This is a genomic window from Microvirga sp. GCM10011540 (assembly GCF_042650665.1).
Lineage (GTDB): Bacteria > Pseudomonadota > Alphaproteobacteria > Rhizobiales > Beijerinckiaceae > Microvirga > Microvirga lenta.
Genome location: NZ_JBHSBQ010000108.1, coordinates 1 through 14,524, shown reverse-complemented (window position 1 = coordinate 14,524; position 14,524 = coordinate 1). Strand labels below are relative to the sequence as shown.

General features: G+C 67.7%; 14 protein-coding genes and 1 pseudogene. 10 read left to right on the top strand and 5 right to left on the bottom strand.

The genetic code is table 11. From position 1 onward, the window contains the following. Positions 1-473: pseudogene (locus ACFOYU_RS16270) on the top strand (hypothetical protein); the annotation flags it as partial. Between the two features lie 70 nt (positions 474-543). Here the strand turns inward: ACFOYU_RS16270 and ACFOYU_RS16265 are convergent. From ACFOYU_RS16265 to tpiA, 3 genes are all read right to left on the bottom strand, one after another. Beyond that, entirely contained in the window at positions 544-2,172 is a 1,629-nt protein-coding gene (locus tag ACFOYU_RS16265; RefSeq protein ID WP_377034402.1) for a CTP synthase, read from the bottom strand. A 104-nt stretch (positions 2,173-2,276) separates the two neighbouring features. After that, complete coding sequence (gene secG, locus ACFOYU_RS16260) at positions 2,277-2,729, bottom strand: preprotein translocase subunit SecG (protein WP_226741057.1); 453 nt, start codon at positions 2,727-2,729, stop codon at positions 2,277-2,279. Positions 2,730-2,852: 123 nt separating this feature from the next. Continuing rightward, complete coding sequence (tpiA, locus tag ACFOYU_RS16255; protein WP_377034401.1) at positions 2,853-3,620, bottom strand: triose-phosphate isomerase; 768 nt, start codon at positions 3,618-3,620, stop codon at positions 2,853-2,855. 136 nt (positions 3,621-3,756) lie between these two features. Here tpiA and ACFOYU_RS16250 point away from each other — a divergent pair, with 136 nt between their 5' ends. The 8 genes from ACFOYU_RS16250 to lexA all read left to right on the top strand — a co-directional run bounded on the left by ACFOYU_RS16250 (position 3,757) and on the right by lexA (position 12,223). After that, positions 3,757-5,655: a SurA N-terminal domain-containing protein gene (locus ACFOYU_RS16250; RefSeq protein WP_377034400.1), complete on the top strand. Its 1,899-nt coding sequence runs from the start codon at positions 3,757-3,759 to the stop codon at positions 5,653-5,655. A gap of 5 nt (positions 5,656-5,660) precedes the next feature. After that, on the top strand, positions 5,661-7,181 hold the full coding sequence (trpE, locus tag ACFOYU_RS16245; RefSeq protein WP_377034399.1) for an anthranilate synthase component I: 1,521 nt from the start codon (positions 5,661-5,663) through the stop codon (positions 7,179-7,181). 59 nt (positions 7,182-7,240) lie between these two features. Further along, positions 7,241-7,867 carry an anthranilate synthase component II gene (locus ACFOYU_RS16240; RefSeq protein ID WP_377034398.1) on the top strand — a complete coding sequence of 209 codons (627 nt, stop codon included), beginning with the start codon at positions 7,241-7,243 and terminating at the stop codon, positions 7,865-7,867. Between the two features lie 5 nt (positions 7,868-7,872). Further along, a complete protein-coding gene (gene trpD / locus ACFOYU_RS16235; RefSeq protein ID WP_226741042.1) occupies positions 7,873-8,886 on the top strand; it encodes an anthranilate phosphoribosyltransferase in 1,014 nt (337 codons plus the stop codon). 9 nt (positions 8,887-8,895) lie between these two features. Further along, complete coding sequence (trpC, locus tag ACFOYU_RS16230) at positions 8,896-9,696, top strand: indole-3-glycerol phosphate synthase TrpC (protein WP_377034397.1); 801 nt, start codon at positions 8,896-8,898, stop codon at positions 9,694-9,696. Next, on the top strand, positions 9,693-10,169 hold the full coding sequence (gene moaC / locus ACFOYU_RS16225) for a cyclic pyranopterin monophosphate synthase MoaC (protein ID WP_226741036.1): 477 nt from the start codon (positions 9,693-9,695) through the stop codon (positions 10,167-10,169). Before trpC ends, moaC begins: the two co-directional genes overlap by 4 nt. After that, entirely contained in the window at positions 10,166-11,410 is a 1,245-nt protein-coding gene (glp, locus tag ACFOYU_RS16220) for a gephyrin-like molybdotransferase Glp (protein ID WP_377034396.1), read from the top strand. The genes moaC and glp overlap by 4 nt, the downstream gene beginning before the upstream one ends. A gap of 108 nt (positions 11,411-11,518) precedes the next feature. Continuing rightward, on the top strand, positions 11,519-12,223 hold the full coding sequence (gene lexA / locus ACFOYU_RS16215; protein ID WP_226741032.1) for a transcriptional repressor LexA: 705 nt from the start codon (positions 11,519-11,521) through the stop codon (positions 12,221-12,223). On the opposite strand, the gene ACFOYU_RS16210 is transcribed toward lexA, so the two are convergent. Further along, complete coding sequence (locus tag ACFOYU_RS16210) at positions 12,201-13,604, bottom strand: ComEC/Rec2 family competence protein (RefSeq protein WP_377034395.1); 1,404 nt, start codon at positions 13,602-13,604, stop codon at positions 12,201-12,203. The genes lexA and ACFOYU_RS16210 overlap by 23 nt on opposite strands. Before the next feature lie 226 nt (positions 13,605-13,830). On the opposite strand from ACFOYU_RS16210, the gene ACFOYU_RS16205 reads away from it, so the two are divergent. After that, positions 13,831-14,082, top strand: coding sequence for a DUF3734 domain-containing protein (locus tag ACFOYU_RS16205; protein ID WP_377034394.1), 252 nt, complete (start codon positions 13,831-13,833; stop codon positions 14,080-14,082). Between the two features lie 79 nt (positions 14,083-14,161). Here ACFOYU_RS16205 and ACFOYU_RS16200 read toward each other — a convergent pair whose 3' ends face one another. Next, complete coding sequence (locus tag ACFOYU_RS16200; RefSeq protein ID WP_377034393.1) at positions 14,162-14,332, bottom strand: hypothetical protein; 171 nt, start codon at positions 14,330-14,332, stop codon at positions 14,162-14,164. Positions 14,333-14,524: the final 192 nt, after the last annotated feature.

Sequence of the window (14,524 nt, the reverse complement as noted above, 5' to 3'; positions counted from 1 at the left end):
CGAACAACCCCGGCAACCCCAATCCTCCGCTGCCGGTCGATCTGGTGCTGCGCGGCACCTCGCGGGGCAACCGGCTGACCGGTGGGGACGGCAACGACATGCTCTACGGCAAGAGCGGCAAGGACGTTCTGACGGGCGGCGCCGGCCAGGACAGGTTTGTGTTCGACACCAAGCCGAAGAAGAGCAACCTGGACACGATCCGCGACTTCGACGTGCGCCAGGACAGCCTGTACCTCGACAACAAGATCTTCAAGAAGCTGGGCAAGGGCTCGCTGTCCAAGCCGGGCAAGCTCAAGAGCAGCTACTTCAAGACCGGCAACGAGGCCAAGGACGGCAAAGATTACCTGATCTACAACCGCTCCAAGGGCGTGCTGTACTACGACCAGGACGGCTCCGGCTCCAAGGCCATGGTCGAGATCCTCAAGCTCTCCAACAAGGCCAGGATCACCAAAAGCGACATCTTCATCATCTGACGAAGGGCGCAAAGAAAAAGCCCCGCGGTGAAACCACCGCGGGGCTTTTTTCGCCCGTGAGTTCCGGCCGTCACACCAGCCGGCTCTGCTCCACCGCCGCGTGGATGAAGCTCTTGAAGAGCGGGTGCGGCTCGAAGGGGCGGGATTTCAGCTCGGGGTGGTACTGGACGCCGATGAACCAGGGGTGGTCCTCGTATTCCACGATCTCCGGCAGGATGCCGTCCGGCGAGACGCCGGAGAAGCGCAGGCCCTTCTGCTCCAGCTTCTCGCGGTAGGACATGTTGACCTCGTAGCGGTGGCGGTGGCGCTCGGAGATTTCCGTGCCGCCGTAGATCTCGGCCACCTTGCTGCCGGGGGTGAGCTTGGCCTGGTAGGCGCCGAGCCGCATGGTGCCGCCCAGGTCGCCGCCCGCGGCGCGCTTCTCCAGCTCGTTGCCGCGCAGCCATTCGGTCAGCAGGCCCACCACCGGCTCCGGCGTGGGGCCGAACTCGGTGGAGCTGGCCTCCTCGATCCCGGCCAGCGACCGCGCCGCCTCGATCACCGCCATCTGCATGCCGAAGCAGATGCCGAAATACGGCACCTTGCGCTCGCGGGCGAAGCGCGCGGCGCGGATCTTGCCCTCGGAGCCGCGCTGGCCGAAGCCGCCCGGCACCATGATGCCGTGAATGCCTTCCAGGAACGGCGCCGGATCCTCGCGCTCGAAGACCTCGCTCTCGATCCAGTTCAGGTTCACCTTCACCTGGTTGGCGATGCCGCCATGGTGGAGCGACTCGATCAGCGACTTATAGGCGTCCTTGAGGCCGGTATACTTGCCGACCACCGCGATGGTGACCTCGCCCTCCGGGTTGTGGACCCGGTTGGAAATCCGCGTCCAGCGGCTCAGGTCCGGCGCGGGCGCGTCCTCGATGCCGAAGGCGGCGAGAATCTCGCTGTCGAGCCCGGCCTCGTGATAGGCCAGCGGCACGTCGTAGATGGAGGGCGCGTCGCGCGCCTCGATCACCGCCGTCTCGCGCACGTTGCAGAACAGGGCCAGCTTGCGGCGCTCGTCCTTCGGGATCTCGCGGTCGGTGCGGCAGAGCAGGATGTCCGGCTGGATGCCGATGGAGCGAAGCTCCGCCACGGAATGCTGGGTCGGCTTCGTCTTCAGCTCGCCCGCGGACGGGATGAAGGGCAGAAGGGTCAGGTGGGTGTAGATCGCCTGCCCGCGTGGCAGGTCGTTGCCGAGCTGGCGGATGGCCTCGAAGAACGGCAGGCCCTCGATGTCGCCCACCGTGCCGCCGATCTCGACGAGAACGAAGTCGAAGCCTTCGTTGCCGGTGAGAACGAAGTCCTTGATGGCATTGGTGACGTGCGGAATCACCTGGATCGTGGCGCCGAGATAGTCGCCGCGCCGCTCCTTGGTGATGATGTCGAGATAGATCCGGCCCGTGGTGATGTTGTCGGCCTTGGTGGCCGGCACGCCGGTGAAGCGCTCGTAATGGCCCAGATCCAGGTCGGTCTCGGCGCCGTCGTCGGTCACGAAGACCTCGCCGTGCTGATAGGGGCTCATGGTCCCCGGATCGACGTTGAGATATGGGTCGAGCTTGCGAAGCCTGACCTTGTAGCCGCGTGCTTGGAGAAGCGCTCCCAGGGCGGCCGAAGCCAAGCCCTTGCCGAGCGAAGACACCACGCCGCCGGTGATGAATACGTACCGCGTCATGGACCCCTATCCATAAAGAAGGAGCGCCGATTCGCAATCGCGAACCCGGCCGCTCGTTTGCCATCCACAAAAAGAGAGGGCCGGAAGGACCGGCCCTGTTCGCCTTACTGAGACTGGGGCACCTGGGGTGCCGCCGGCGCCGGTGCGGGCGCGGGAACCGCCGGTGCGGGAGCGCCCGGCGCGGGGGCCGGGGCCGGAGCGGGCTGGTCGCCCTGCAGCCGCTGGAGCTGCTCGAGCACGTTGCCGCCTCCGCCCGCGGGAGCCTGCTGGCCGGCCGGAGCGGTCGGTGAGGTACCGTCCAGGATCGAGCGCGGGCCGCGGTTCGTGGTCGCCATGATGGCCAGCGCCATGCTGGTCACGAAGAAGAGCGCCGCCAGAATCGCCGTGGTGCGGGTGAGCGCGTTGGCCTGGCCGCGGCCGGTCATGAAGCCGGACACGCCGCCTCCGCCGCCTCCGCCGCCGAGACCCATGCCGCCGCCCTCGGAGCGCTGCAGGAGAACCACGCCGATCAGGGCAAGGACAATGATCAGGTGGACAATGATGAGAACTGTTTGCATCGTTCCAAAAACCTCAAGCGGCCGCGCCGGCAGGCGTCGACCGCTCGCTTCTGTTCGTTGGGGCGGCCTGTAGCATAGGTGTGCGCGGGATCAAAGACCCGCAAGGACCCTTTTGCCGAACACTTATGCGAGATACGCGCCGGCGATGGCGAGAAAGTCCGCCGCGACGAGGCTGGCCCCGCCCACGAGGGCGCCGTCGACGTTCTCGACGGCCATCAGCTCGGCCGCGTTCGAGGGCTTCACCGAGCCGCCGTAGAGGATGCGCACCTTGCCATGGTCGGCCTTGCCGACGAGGCGCTTCAGCTCCTCGCGGATCAGCCCGTGCACCTCCGCCACGTCGGCGGCCGTGGGAGTGAGCCCGGTGCCGATGGCCCAGACCGGCTCGTAGGCGACCACGAGGTTCTGGCTGTTCGAATCGACCGGAATGGAGCCGCGAAGCTGCTTCTTGACCACGTTGAGAGTCTTGCCCGCCTCGCGCTCCTCGCGGGTCTCGCCCACGCAGACGACGGCCGTGAGGCCCGCCCGGTGCGCCGCGACCGCCTTGGCGCAGACATCGGCGTCCTTTTCGCCGTGGAACTGGCGCCGCTCGGAATGGCCGACGATGACGTAGGTCGCCCCGGCATCCGCCAGCATCTCGGCCGAGACATCGCCCGTGTGGGCCCCCGATTCCTTGGCGTGGCAGTCCTGGCCGCCGACGGCGATCCGGGAGCCGACGGAAATATGGGCGAAGGTGAAAAGCAGCGTTGCCGGGGGGCAGACCAGCAGATCGACCTTGGCCTTGAGGCCGGGCGTGTAGCCCGCCTGAATGTCGCCCAGAACCTTGGCCGACATCCTCAGCCCGTTCATCTTCCAGTTGCCCGCAACCAGCGGGCGCGGCCTATCGACGCTCATTCAGGCACTCCTGTCACGCTTATCGTAAAATGGCAGTAGCAGAGGGTTAGGTCGCGTTTCAACCAGACTTGCCCTTTTCGTTGGGCTCTTGATCGGCTATCGGCCTCTTAACGAGTTTCAAGGAAACGGGTTCACGATGCTTCGAGGAATGCGCAAGGCCGGGCAGAGCCTGGTCGGCAAAATCATCGCCACCATCCTATTCGGCGTTCTGATCCTCAGCTTCGCCATCTGGGGCATCGGCGACATCTTCCGGGCGTCGGCCCCGACCACGGTGGCCCAGGTCGGCGATACCGAGATCACGATCGACCAGGTCCGCAACGCCTACAACAACGAGCTGCAGCGCCTCGGCCGCCAGTTCCGGACCGTCATCACGCCCCAGCAGGCGCGCGCCTTCGGCCTCGACCAGCAGGTCCTGTCCACCCTCGTCACCGAGGCGGTCATGGCGGAACGGGCCCGGGAGCTCGGCCTGAGCGTCTCCGACCAGCTCGTCGCCCGCTCCATCATGGAGAACCCGGCCTTCCGCGGCGCCGACGGCCAGTTCAACCGGGCCCTGTTCGATCAGGCCCTGCGCAACGCTTCCCTGTCCGAAGCCGGCTTCGTGCAGGAGCAGCGCCTTGCCATGGCCCGCATCCACCTGGCGGAGGCGATCGCCGGGGAACTGACGGTGCCGCTCGCCGCCCGCGAGGCGCTCCACCGCTACGCCAACGAGCGTCGCACCGCCTCGTATTTCCTTCTGACGCCTCAAATGGCCGGCGAGATTCCCGCCCCGACCGAGGAGCAGCTCCAGAGCTTCTACAACGAGCGCAAGAGCGCCTATCAGGCGCCGGAATACCGCGCCGTCTCCCTCATGGCGGTCGATGCCGCCTCGCTCGCGAAGCCGGAAAGCGTCAGCGATGCGGATGCCCGCCAACGCTACGAGCAGCAGAAGGCCCGCTACGGCACGCCGGAGCGCCGGACGATCCAGCAGATCACCTTCTCCAGCCCGGAGGAGGCGGAGGCCGCCTTCAACCGGATCAAGGAAGGCGCCACCTTCGACGCCATCGCGGCGGAGCGCAACATCGCACCCCAGGACTTGGAGCTGGGCACCTTTACCCGGGCAGAGATGGTGGACCCGGCCGTCGCCGATGCCGCCTTCGCGCTCGAGCAGGGCGCCACGAGCGGCCCGGTCGCGGGCCGTTTCGGACCGGTCCTCGTCCGCGTCACCCAGGTCCAGCCTGAAGCCGTGCGCCCCTTCGAGGAGGTGGCGGGCGAGGTACGCGCCGAGATCGCCCAGGAGCGTGCTCGGAACGAGATCGATGACCTGCACGATTCCATCGAGGACATGCGCGCCAGCGCCCGCCCCCTCGCCGAGATTGCCCAGGAGAAAGGCCTGACCGTGGTCCAGGTGCCCGCCGTGGACGCCCAGGGGCTCGACAAGGCCGGAAACCCGGTCGACATCCCGGAGCGCGAGGCTGTCGTGAGGGCTGCCTTCGCGTCCGACATCGGCGTCGACAACGAGGCCCTGCGGCGCTCGGGCGGGGGATATGTCTGGTACGACGTGACCGGAATCGAGCCCGCCCGCGAAAAGACCCTCGACGAGGTTCGCGACCAGGTGGCGACCCAGTGGCGCGAGGATCAGATCGCCCAGCGCCTCGCCGAGCAGGCGCGGCAGCTGACCGAGCGGCTTCAGAAGGGCGAGACCATCGAGGCCGTGGCCCAGGAGATCAACGCTCCCGTGAAGGCCGCCGCCGACCTCGCCCGCAATGCCCCCAAGGACGACCTGACCGCCGAGGCCGTCGGCCGGATCTTCTCCATTCCGGTAGGCCAGGCCGGCAACGCCGCCAACGGCGCCGATACCCGCGCCGTCTTCCAGGTGACGGGCGCCACCGTGCCGCCCTTCGTCACGACCACGCAGGAGGCGCAGAACATCGAGAACCAGCTCCGCAACGGCATGAGCGACGACCTGCTCAACCAGTACATCGCACAGGTGCGCCAGGAGTTGGGCGTGACCATCAACCAACAGGCGCTGCGCCTGGCCACGGGGGGCGAAATCTAACTCTCATGGTCATCGCGCCCGATTTCGACGCCTTCGCGAAGGCCTATAATGCAGGCGAGGCCGGCGTACTCCGCACCAGCCTCGTCGGCGACCTGCTGACCCCCGTCGCGGCCTTCCTGAAGCTGCGGCACGGCCGCAAGGGATCGGCCTTCCTGCTGGAATCCGTCGAGGGCGGAGCCGTCCGCGGCCGATTCTCGATGATCGGACTGGATCCCGACCTCGTCTGGCGCTGCCAGGACGGCGTCGCGTCCATCGACCGGCGGGCGCTCGACCATGAAGGCCGCTTCAGCAGGGAGAAGCTTCCGCCCCTGGAGAGCCTGCGCGCCCTCATCGCAGAGAGCGCCCTGCCCCTCGGCGAGGATCTGCCGCCCATGGCGGCGGGCCTGTTCGGCTATCTCGGTTACGACATGGTGCGCCAGATGGAGCGCCTGCCGGAGCCCAACCCGGACGCGCTGAAGGTTCCCGACGCCATTCTCCTGCGTCCGACGGTCATGGTCGTGTTCGACGCCGTGAAGGACGAGATCTCGCTCATCGCTCCCGTGCGCCCGAAGGAGGGCGTCACCGCCAAAGTGGCCTACGAGGCCGCCCTGGCGCGGCTGGAAGAGGTGACCTTCGCCCTCGAACGCCCCCTGCCCTTCGAGCACCGCACCGATCCGCGGGAGGTCGATTTCGAGCCGCCGGTCTCGAACACCACGCCGGAAGAGTTCGAGGGCATGGTGGCGAAGGCGAAGGAATACATCCGCGCCGGCGACATCTTCCAGGTGGTCCTGTCCCAGCGCTTCGAGGCCGCCTTCCCGCTGCCCGCCTTCGCGCTCTACCGGTCGCTCCGGCGCATCAACCCCGCGCCGTTCCTGTGCTATCTCGATTTCGAGGATTTCCAGATCGTCTGCTCCTCGCCCGAGATCCTCGTTCGCGTTCGCGACGGCAAGGTCACGATCCGGCCCATCGCGGGCACCCGCCCGCGCGGCGCCACGGCCGCCGAGGACCGCGCCCATGCGGAGAGCCTTCTCGCCGACCAGAAGGAGCGCGCCGAGCACCTGATGCTGCTCGATCTCGGCCGCAACGACGTGGGACGCGTGGCTGAAATGGGCTCCGTCCAGGTGACGGACTCGTTCTTCCTCGAATACTACAGCCAGGTCATGCACATCGTGTCGAACGTGGAAGGCCGCCTCGACGAGAGCTTCGATGCCCTCGACGCCCTCGTGGCGGGCTTTCCGGCGGGCACCGTCTCGGGCGCGCCGAAGGTGCGCGCCATGGAGATCATCGACGAGCTGGAAAAGGACAAGCGCGGGCCTTACGCCGGCTGCATCGGCTATTTCGGCGCCAACGGCGAGATGGACACCTGCATCGTGCTGCGCACCGCCGTCGTGAAGGACGGACGCATGGCCGTCCAGGCGGGCGCCGGCATCGTCTACGATTCCGATCCGGCCTCCGAGCAGCAGGAATGCATCAACAAGGCGAAGGCCCTGTTCCGCGCGGCGGAAGAGGCCGTGCGCTTCGCGACGCAGTCGAGGTTCGGCCAGTGAGCGCAAGGCCCATGCTTCGCTTGACCAAGCCCGCCGCATAGGCAAACGTTTCCCGCATCATGACCCGCGTCCTCGTCATCGACAATTACGACAGCTTCACCTGGAATCTGGTGCATCTGCTCGGTCCGCTCGCCACCTCGGTCCAGGTCGTCCGCAACGACGCCACGACGACCGAGGAGGTTCTGGCCTCGCCGCCGGACGCCATCGTGCTTTCTCCCGGACCCTGCACGCCCAACGAGGCCGGCATCTGCCTCGATCTGGTGAAGCGCGCGGCTCCCGAGATTCCGACCTTCGGCGTCTGCCTCGGCCTGCAGACCATCGGCCAGGCCTTCGGCGGCACGGTCTCCCGCGCCCCGCTGCCCATGCACGGCAAGGTCTCCGAGGTGGAGCATCAGGGCCAGGCGGTGTTTCGCGGCATCAACGGACCGTTCAAGGCCACCCGGTACCATTCGCTCATCGTCGACCGGGAGACCTGCCCGTCCGACCTCGCCGTGACCGCCGAGACGCCGGACGGGCTGATCATGGGCCTGTCGCACAAGACGCTGCCGATTCACGGGGTGCAGTTCCATCCGGAGAGCATCCTGTCGGAGCACGGCGCCACGATCATGCGCAACTTCTTCGAACTGGCCGCGGCCTGGAACGCCAACCACGACAAGAGCCGCACCGATGCGGCTTCAGGGCATTGAGACCGATGGAATCCTTCAAATCCTACCTCGCCAAGGTGGCCACGGGAGCCTCCCTCTCCCGGGAAGAGGCGCGCGACGCCTTCGACGACCTGCTCTCGGGCGAGGTCACGCCTGCCCAGGGCGGCGCCTTTCTCATGGCTCTGCGGGTGCGCGGAGAGGCTCTGGACGAGATCGTGGGCGCCGTCTCGGCCATGCGCGGCCGGATGCTGACCGTGAAGGCACCCGAGAAAGCGGTCGACATCGTCGGCACCGGAGGCGACCATTCCGGCAGCTACAACATCTCGACCCTGGCCTCGATCATCGTGGCCGGCTGCGGCGTTCCCGTCGCCAAGCACGGCAACCGTGCCGCCTCCTCCAGATCCGGCACGGCGGACGTGCTCTCGGCGCTGGGCGTCAAGCTCGGCCTCGATCCTGCGGGACTGGAGCGGTGCCTGAAGGATGTTGGCCTGTGCTTCATGTTCGCGCAGACACACCACGCCGCCATGCGCCACGTGGCGCCCGTGCGCGTGGAGCTGGGCACGCGGACCATCTTCAACCTGCTCGGCCCGCTGTCGAATCCGGCCGGCGTCTCGCGCCAGCTTCTCGGCGTGTTTTCAGAGGCTTGGCTCGAACCCCTGACCCAGGTTCTGAAGGAGCTCGGCTCCAAGAAGATCTGGACCGTGCACGGCTCCGACGGCCTCGACGAGATGACCACCACGGGCGCGACCCATGTGGTCGCCCTCGAGAACGGCACCATTCGCCGCTTCACCGTCACCCCCGAGGAGGTCGGCCTTCCCGTCGCAAAGCTGGAGGACCTGAAAGGCGCCGATCCGGCGCACAATGCCGCGCAGCTTCGTGCCGTGCTCGAAGGTTCGCGGATCCCCTATCGCGACGTCGCTCTCCTGAACGCCGCCGCCGCATTGGTCGTGGCCGACGAAGCCGCCAACCTCCGCGACGGGCTGGACCGCGCCTCGCGCTCCCTCGATACCGGAGCGGCGAAGGCGGCGCTCGAACATCTCGTCATCGCATCGAATGCGTGAGGACAGGTCATGAGCGACGTTCTCGCCCGCATCGAAGCCTACAAGCGCCAGGAGATCGCGGCCGCCAAGGCGGCTGTGCCGCAGGCCGAGCTGGAGCGGCGCATCCAAGACATGGCGCCTCCCCGCGGCTTCGCCGCCGCCATCGAGCGCCACTTGGCGGAGGATCGCCCGGCCCTGATCGCCGAGGTGAAGAAGGCCAGCCCGTCCAAGGGGCTGATCCGGGCCGATTTCGACCCGCCCGCCCTGGCGAGGGCCTATGCCGAGGGCGGCGCAACCTGCCTGTCGGTGCTCACCGACGAACCTTCCTTTCAAGGCAGGCCCGAATATCTGGCGCAGGCGCGCGACGCCTCGGGTCTGCCGGCCCTGCGCAAGGATTTCCTGTTCGAGCCCTACCAGGTCTACGAGGCCCGCGCCTGGGGCGCCGACTGCATCCTCGTCATCATGGCGAGCGTCTCGGACGGCGAGGCCCGTGACCTGATCGAAACCGCCCACGGCCTCGGAATGGACGTGCTCGTCGAGGTGCACGACCGCGCCGAACTGGACCGCGCCCTGCCGCTCGGCACGAAGCTCGTCGGCATCAACAACCGCAATCTGCGCACCTTCGAGGTGTCGCTCGCCGTCAGCGAGGAGCTGGCGCCGCTGATCCCGGCGGACCGCATCGTCGTGGGCGAGAGCGGCATCTTCGCCCTGGACGACATCACCCGGCTGACGAAGGTGAACATCCGAACCTTCCTCGTGGGCGAGAGCCTGATGCGGCAGGCGGACGTGAGTGCCGCCACGCGACGGCTCCTGTTCGGCGAGGCCGCATGAGCGGGCTGACCCATCTCGACGCGTCCGGCGCGGCCAACATGGTCGACGTCTCGGACAAGGCCGTCACCAGCCGCACCGCCATCGCCGAGGGCAGCGTGGTGATGACCCGCGAGACGGTGGCGCTGATCCGTCAGGGAGACGCCAAGAAGGGCGACGTGCTGGGCACCGCGAGGCTCGCCGGCATCATGGCGTCCAAGAAGACGCACGAGCTGATCCCGCTCTGCCATCCCCTGATGATCTCGAAGGTGAAGGTGGATTGCGCCCTCGACGAGGAGCTTCCGGGCGTGCGCGTCACCGCCGAGGTGAAGGTTTCCGGCCAGACCGGCGTCGAGATGGAGGCGCTCACCGCCGTCTCGGTGGCGTGCCTGACCGTCTACGACATGGTGAAGGCCGCCGACAAAGGCATGCGCATCGAGAACATCCGCCTGCGCCACAAGAGCGGCGGCCGCTCCGGAACCTACGAGGCCCCATGAGTCTGATTTCGGTCGAGGAGGCTCTGCGCCGTGTCCTGGCCGGTATATCCGCACCGACCGAAGTGGAGCGGGCGGCCCTGATCGACTGTGCGGGCCGCACCCTCGCGGCGGGCGTGGTCGCGCTTCGCGATCAGCCGCCGTTCCCCGCCTCGGCCATGGACGGCTATGCGGTACGCGCGGACGACATCGCCCGGTTTCCCGTGACCCTCGACGTGATCGGCACGAGTGCGGCGGGCAACCGCTTTCCCGGCACCGTCGGGCCTTCGCAGGCAGTGCGCATCTTCACCGGAGCCCCCCTGCCGGACGGCGCCGATTCCGTGGTCATCCAGGAGAACACGGAACGGGCCGACGGCCGCGTGACGGTGACGGAGGCCTCCGCCCCCCATCGTCACATCCGCGCAGCCGGTCTCGACTTCAAGGAAGGCGACAGGCTGCTCGAAGCGGGCACCCGCCTCGACAGCCGCCACATCGCCCTCGCGGCCGCCATGGGGCATGGGGAGCTTCCCGTCCGGCGCAGGCCCCGGGTCGCGATTCTCGCCACGGGCGACGAACTGGTGCGGGCGGGCGAGCCTGCGGGACCGGACCAGATCACCGCTTCGAGCCTGCCCGCCACCGCGCTGATGGTGGAGAAGGCCGGCGGCGAGGCGCTCGATCTCGGCATCGCCCGGGACACGCTCGATTCTCTCGAAGAGCGCATCCAGGCCGCCCTGGATGCCCGCGCCGATATTCTGGTGACCCTCGGCGGCGCCTCCGTCGGCGAGCACGACCTGGTGCAGAAGGCCCTCGCCCGGCATGGGATGGACCTCGGGTTCTGGCGCGTGGCGTTGCGGCCGGGCAAGCCGCTGATGCACGGCCGGCTGGGATCGACGCTGCTGCTCGGCCTCCCGGGCAATCCGGTCTCGTCCCTCGTCTGCGCGATCCTCTTCCTCGTTCCGGCCATCAGGGCTCTCGCAGGCGATCCGCTGGCGGGAGCAGACCCGACGGAATCCGCCCTTCTCGGCAGCGATCTTCCGGCGAACGGCGACCGGCAGGACTACATGCGCGCGAGCCTTTCGGTGCACGAGGTCGATTTTCGCGGCTCGCCGCTGGGACTTACGGTCGCAAGGCCGCATTCCACCCAGGACTCCTCCATGCTCGGCATCCTGACCCGCTCGGACGCCCTGCTCGTCAGGGCTCCGCACGCCCCGGAAGCACGGGCGGGAGAGCCCTGCCGGATCGTCCGGCTCGACCGGTTCTGCTGAAAAGCGTCGATTCAGCTTGGCCTTAGACTTGCAGAACACAGCGAGAACAGTTACCCTGTTCTTGCTTTGTTTCAGAATCGCTCCTTTGCGGAGCAGTAAGGGCTAGCCATGCTGACGCGTAAACAGCACGAATTGCTCCGCTTCATCCATGAGCGGCTGCGTGAGACCGGGGTTCCGCCGTCCTTCGACGAGATGAAGGATGCGCTCGATCTCAAATCCAAATCCGGCATCCACCGCCTGATCACGGCGCTCGAGGAGCGCGGCTTCATCCGCCGCCTGCCCAACCGGGCCCGCGCCCTGGAGGTTCTCCGCCTGCCGGAGACCGTGGGCGGTGCGGCGGCGCAGCGTCGCTTCACCCCGAGCGTGGTCGAGGGCGGTCTCGCCGCCAAGGCCAAGGCGCCGGCTCCGGCGCCCGTGGAGGAGCGGACCCGCGACATGTCGATCCCGGTCATGGGCCGGATCGCGGCCGGTGTGCCGATCTCGGCCATCCAGAACCGCAGCCACTCGATCACCCTCTCCCAGGACTTCCTGGCCCAGGGCGAGCACTATGCCCTCGAGGTCCGAGGCGACTCGATGGTCGAGGCCGGCATTCTCGACGGCGACCTCGTGGTGATCCGCAAGCAGGACACCGCCAATACGGGCGACATCATCGTGGCCCTGATCGACGACGAGGAAGCGACCCTCAAGCGCTTCCGCCGCCGCGGCTCGTCGATTGCGCTGGAAGCCGCCAATCAGGCCTACGAGACCCGCGTGCTCGGCCCGGATCGGGTCAAGATCCAGGGCAAGCTGGTCAGTCTGGTTCGCCGCTACTGATCTCCTCTCCCGGGAGATCCTGTTCAGGGACGGGTCGCGCCGGGCGCGCCCCGTCCTTCTTTTTGCCGGCCGACGCCACCGGGCCGTTCCAGGGCAGGAGTTCTCGCCCCTTGCGGACGGATCTGATCTCGATCTCCGCTTCGCCGAGGCGGATCGCGGTCGCGCCCCTGGCGGCCAGCGCATCCCTGTCGAGCACGAGAACGGCCCCGCACGTCTCCGGCGCGTCGAGACGGGCGATCACGACCGCGGCGCGGCGACAATCCTCCTCGAAGGCCGACAGGTCCTGCACGAAGGCCACATGGCGGCCGGCCTTCGCCGCCACCACGCATCCGGCCGCATCGCACCGGGCGTCCTGCCTCAGGCCGGCATCGTCCGCCGCGCGGCCATCCCCGTCCGCCCGCAGCCACTGCTCCATCACGAAGGCCGACGGTCGGCCCACGAAGGTGAGCCTGCCGTCCGAGCCGCGGATCGCGGCGCCCGTCCCCTCCCGGTCGACATAGATGTCGAACCGGCCCGGAGCGGCCGCAAAGGCGACGCCCATTCCGGCCGGAAGCAGCGCGAGCCAGCGCAGGGCGGAGGCGGGAAGGGTCACGATGAGGAGCGCGAGGCTGAGCAGGCCCAGAGCACCGATCCCGAGGGCCGGCACCACGACGGTGGAGCCTGCAATGCCGTCCACGAGGGCCGAGACCTCCAGCACCCGCGCCACCGCCCAGCCCATGACCTGCCAGACGGGTCCGTCGAGGCCGAACGGATAGGCCAGGACGCCCAGCACGGCAGACGGCATGACGACGAAGGAGACGAGCGGCAGGGCCAGCGCATTGCCGATCAGGCCGTAGGGGTTCAGCGTCTGGAAGTGATAGGCGGCGAACGGCGCCGTGGCGAGACTCGCGACCAGTGTGGTCGCCATCAGGCCGACGATCCCCTGCCCCGCCCATCGCAGGGCTTGGTCGGCCAGGGTCCGGGGCCCCGCCTCCGGCCTTGCCCGCTGCATGAGGGGCACGAGGCTCATCATGGCGGCGACGGCTCCGAACGACATCTGGAAGCTCGGGCCGAGCAGCGCCTCGGGCTCGCGGGCAAGAACGATGAGGGCCGAGATCGACAGGTTCCGGATGCTCAGGGCCGGCCGGTCCGCCAGGATCGCGCCGAACATGACCAGAGTCATGATGAGGGAGCGAACGGTCGCCACGTCCGAGCCCGAGAATACGCAATAGACGCTCGCGCCGAGCATGGCCGCGATTGCAGCGATCTTCTTGACCGGCCAGAGCAGGGCCAGCGACGGCGCCAGGGCCAGCAGGGCGCGGGCGAGCCAGAAGAAGGTCCCGGCCGCCAGCACCATGTGGAGGCCCGAGATCGACACGATGTGAGGAGCGGTTAATCCCATCCACAGGTTTGATCGCTTGATCCTATCAGAACCGCGGTACGAGCTGAGTACCGATAAGCAGGTGGAGTTTCCCCTCAGCTCCACCAAGTCTCCCTCCTTAGAAAAATCCATAAGCAAATCAGTGGCTTGCAAGGATGCTGGGATCCGCTGCGTACCCACGCGCGTACCCTGGAAGCGTACCCAGCCTGAAGAGCGTTTGCGCTCAACTTGATCCCAAAGGACCCCGGTGAAGTTGCTTCACCTCGCATACCAAGCCGCCAGCCACGAGCTTGCGACGAAGACGTTCGACTTTTCGCCGTCCTCGGTGGCGGATCGCTGGACTGCTGGGCGCCGGGAAATGGCAAGTGGGCTGGACCTCATTGCTCATGCTAATCGCGCCACATCTCGCTTCAGCTATCTTCCCATCGATGCTGAACAGGCAGCAAAGTCGGCGCAGCGAGGTGCATTGATGGCAATGGAGGATCGCCGGGTAGCATGACATAGATCCGGCAGATGCGTTCACTAGGATGCGGTGCGGGATGGATGGTCGAATTGAAGCCGTGTGGCTCGCGAAGGGCTCACTCGGCGGCCTGGGCTTCGATGGCGTGACTTACCGTAACGTCAGGCACAACCGCCGGGCGGCGCTTGGCCAGGTCGAAGGTGTCGCCGGAGCTCAGCACGTGCAAGCGGATGTCGTACATCGACAGCGCCCGCTCCGGCCGTGCCTCGGCGATGTTGGACCGGGTCACACCCGCCCCGTCGGCCACGTAGACGCAGCCGTTCCCGACAACCTCGAAGCGGCTGTCCTGAAGAATGGCCGGCCCCCACGAGGTGGTCCGAGGTTAATATTAGTGCATTATCGGTCGTGGCGCTACGGCTGGGGTGGCCGGCGGCGTTGGCCGGGGTTGTGCAGCCGGCCGTAGCACCGTCTCCGGGGCGGG

Bases quoted from the DNA above. Each gene is read 5' to 3' on its own strand.
- ACFOYU_RS16265 (WP_377034402.1), bottom strand. From the start codon at position 2,172: ATGACGCGGTACGTATTCATCACCGGCGGCGTGGTGTCTTCGCTCGGC.
- secG (WP_226741057.1), bottom strand. From the start codon at position 2,729: ATGCAAACAGTTCTCATCATTGTCCACCTGATCATTGTCCTTGCCCTG.
- tpiA (WP_377034401.1), bottom strand. From the start codon at position 3,620: ATGAGCGTCGATAGGCCGCGCCCGCTGGTTGCGGGCAACTGGAAGATG.
- ACFOYU_RS16250 (WP_377034400.1), top strand. From the start codon at position 3,757: ATGCTTCGAGGAATGCGCAAGGCCGGGCAGAGCCTGGTCGGCAAAATC.
- trpE (WP_377034399.1), top strand. From the start codon at position 5,661: ATGGTCATCGCGCCCGATTTCGACGCCTTCGCGAAGGCCTATAATGCA.
- ACFOYU_RS16240 (WP_377034398.1), top strand. From the start codon at position 7,241: ATGACCCGCGTCCTCGTCATCGACAATTACGACAGCTTCACCTGGAAT.
- trpD (WP_226741042.1), top strand. From the start codon at position 7,873: ATGGAATCCTTCAAATCCTACCTCGCCAAGGTGGCCACGGGAGCCTCC.
- trpC (WP_377034397.1), top strand. From the start codon at position 8,896: ATGAGCGACGTTCTCGCCCGCATCGAAGCCTACAAGCGCCAGGAGATC.
- moaC (WP_226741036.1), top strand. From the start codon at position 9,693: ATGAGCGGGCTGACCCATCTCGACGCGTCCGGCGCGGCCAACATGGTC.
- glp (WP_377034396.1), top strand. From the start codon at position 10,166: ATGAGTCTGATTTCGGTCGAGGAGGCTCTGCGCCGTGTCCTGGCCGGT.
- lexA (WP_226741032.1), top strand. From the start codon at position 11,519: ATGCTGACGCGTAAACAGCACGAATTGCTCCGCTTCATCCATGAGCGG.
- ACFOYU_RS16210 (WP_377034395.1), bottom strand. From the start codon at position 13,604: ATGGGATTAACCGCTCCTCACATCGTGTCGATCTCGGGCCTCCACATG.